The organism is Mucilaginibacter sp. P4_G9 (assembly GCF_056400985.1).
In genome coordinates this window covers 1-3,382 of record NZ_JBFUKF010000495.1, presented here as the reverse complement: position 1 = coordinate 3,382, position 3,382 = coordinate 1, and the positions used below count along the sequence as shown (strand labels likewise).

General features: G+C 43.7%; 2 protein-coding genes. Both read right to left on the bottom strand.

What is annotated here, in order from left to right; genetic code table 11:
- Positions 1-1,618 (bottom strand): ABC transporter permease (locus AC1DPZ_RS24350; protein WP_477408346.1); only part of this gene is annotated, 1,618 nt, incomplete at its 3' end.
- 169 nt (positions 1,619-1,787) lie between these two features.
- A partial coding sequence (locus tag AC1DPZ_RS24345; RefSeq protein ID WP_477408345.1) for an FtsX-like permease family protein occupies positions 1,788-3,382 on the bottom strand: 1,595 nt, incomplete at its 5' end.

Genomic DNA, 3,382 nt, shown 5'->3' with positions numbered 1-3,382 from the left:
CCTTCATTTCAAACTGGTGGATAAAATCATAGTCCACATCGTACATGTTCATATTCATTTCCTGCATGGCGCCGGTTTTGGTCTCTATTTTTGAATAGGCAACACTGTTGCCAAAACCGGGGATACTGCCCGATGCCGTAACAGCCGATACGTTGGGGATTTTTGCCAGTTCATTTTTTATCAGCTGGAAACGGGCCTGAACAGCGCTGTCGCCTGCAAAATCAATGGTGAGCATCTGTTCTTTTTTAAAGCCGAGGTTCTGGCTGCGCATAAAACTGAGCTGGTTGTAAACTATAAGCGTACCAATAATAAGCACAATAGAGATGGTGAATTGTGTAATTACCAAACCTTTGCGCAAAATGATACCCTTACTGGTAGTGCTGAACCTGCCCTTTAAAATAGTGACAGGTTTAAATCCCGACAGCACCAAAGCCGGGTAAATGCCGGCAACAAGGCCAATTGCACTGGCAATAACAAAAAGTTGTAACAGGTAGCCACTGTTAAAGATACTTTCGCTAACCACTTTGCCCGATAATTGGTTAAACAAAGGCAGCAACAGGTAACTGAACAAGGCCGAAAACACAAAAGAGATTAAACAAATAATAACCGATTCGCTTAAAAACTGGATAGTTAATTGTTTGCGCACTGCGCCTATCACCTTGCGGATGCCCACCTCTTTGGCCCTTTCGGTGGCACGGGCGGTAGTAAGGTTAATAAAATTGATACAGGCAATCAGCAAAATAAACGCCGCGATTACCGAAAAGATGTAAACATTGGTAACGCTGCCATTTTCGGTTCCGCCTCCCCTTTTTGAAACCATGTATACATCTTTAAGTGGTTCAAGATAATAGGCGTAATCCATCCCGCTTTTACGGTCGGCCTCGCTGATATGCTTTTTGGTGAATGCCGGTAAGCGTGCCTGCAATTTGGCCGGATCATATCCTTTTTTGAGCAACAGGTAGGTAAAGTTATTATAATTGCCCCATTGGGTTAAATACCCTTTATACAATTTTGCGAGGGTGGATACCGATACCAGCATATCAAATTTAATGTGCGAATTATGAGGCACATCCTGCATAACGCCGGTAACAGCGGCAGGATATTTACCGTCAAGTAATAATGACTTACCTATCGGATCGGCGCTGCCGAAGTATTTTTTGGCCATGGTTTCACTCATTACCACGCTGTAAGGCGCTTCAAGGGCTTTATTCTTATCCCCTTTTACCAATTGGAACGAGAACACCTTAAAAAGTGAAGGCTCGGCAAACTGAACATTATTTTCCTGGAATTTGGCATCCTGGTACTGCACCAGGTAACCCGCGCCAAACAAGCGGGTATAAGCCTCAACCTCGGGATAATCACCCTGTATGGCCGGGCCAACAGGGGCGGTGGTTGACGGCCAGTGCAGCGTTTCGGTAGGTGTTTTAATGTCTGAGGCTACCCGGTAAATGTTATCATAATTCGCATTAAAATGATCGTAGCTCAGCTCAAACTTTACATACATATAAATCAGGAACCCGGCCGTCATCCCCACGGCCAAACCTATAATATTGATCACCGAAAACCCCTTGTAACGCCAAAGGTTCCGGAAAGCTATTTTGATGTAGTTTTTTATCATGGTATTAGTTTATTTTATTAGTTCATTGGTTCACTGGTTCATTAGTTCATTGGTCTTGTCTGTTGGTTCATTGGGTTATTGGCCATATTAAATGATGGCCTTACCCGTTGCAAATTCACGTTGCAAGTTCTACGCCCATCCACCAATGAACCAGTGAACCAATAAACATCTACTCGCTCCTCAAACTCTTCACCGGATTAACCAAGGCGGCTTTAATAGCCTGGTATGCAATAGTAATAGCGGCAATTATAAATGATGATGCTATGGCTATGATGAATATTCCCGGCCCTATGTTAATATGATAAGCAAAATTTTGCAGCCAGTTGTGCATTACATAGTAACCCAGCGGAGCGGCTACTAAAAATGCTATCCCTATCAGGAGAATAAATTCTTTACCAAACAGGGCTACAATGCTATATACAGGCGCGCCCAAAACCTTGCGGATGCCTACCTCTTTAGTACGTTGATTGGCTGCGAAAGCAATCAATCCGTATAAGCCTAAACAACCTATGAGTATGGCTATGTATGAGAATAACTGGAAAGCGCTATAAACTTTTTGCTCCTGCCTGTAAAAATTGGCAATATGCTCATCAATAAACTCATACTCAAAAACATTATCCGGGTAAATTTTCGACCATTGTTTGCCAATATAAGCAATGGTTTTATTCATGGCAGCAGGCTGAATCCTGATGCTGGCCATAAAGAAACCCCGCGGATTGTATTCCAGCACGCAGGCCCTGCGTTTTTTATGTTTTGATTCGCTTTGAAAATCCTGTACCACGCCCACAATAGTTGATTGCTGGTCGCCGTTAAGTTTTACCTGTTTATTCAAGGCCAGCTGTGGGTCCTGGATGCCCAGTTTGTGCATCAGGGTTTCGTTGATCACTACGCTGTGCAGGGTATCTTTATCATTCTTTTTCCAGATCTTTTTCCCGGCCAGCATGTGCAGCTGAAACATATCTATGTACTTTTCATCAATGTATTTCACCTCGGTAACATCATCCTTGGTTAGCCCAAGTTCGGGCGACTGAAAGCTGGTGAAGTTGTTATTATAAACCGGTCCGCCGTTTGAAAAGCTCAGGTCCTTTATCCCCGGATAGGTTGCCAGTTGCTGCTTAAACACCTCACGTTTTTCCTTATTGGGCAAGTCGACAGAAATCACTGCCTCTTTATTAAAACCGAGGTCCTGGTTTTTAAAGAAATCCATCTGGTGGGCAACTATCAGGGTGCCTACTATCAATATCTGCGAAATAGCAAACTGGGCTATTACCAAACCTTTACGTAACGTTAAGCCACCAGACGACATGCCCGCCGTATTTTTCAAAGATTCAACCGGCTGAAAGGCTGATTGTACAAACGATGGATATAAACCGGCAAGCAAAATAACCACCAGGGTAATAGCGGCTATCCAGCCCATTACTACGGGTTGCAATAACTGCGAGGAATCTATGCTGATCGACATCCATTTACCGGCTTCTGACAAGAATAACGCGGATAAACAAACCCCTGATATCACTGAAATCAGCACCAGCACCGTAGTTTCGCCCATGAATTGCCTAACCAATTGTGACCGGGTTGCACCCAATACTTTACGCACACCAACTTCTTTAGCCCTCCTGATGGCCTGCGCCGTAGCCAGGTTAACAAAATTGATACAAGCTGTAATGATGATAAGTAAAGCCACGCCAATGAGCGCGTAATAAGTATCTTTTGATGTTGGCGTGATGATGTTATTGATATACCGCTGATCGAAGTGAATATCTT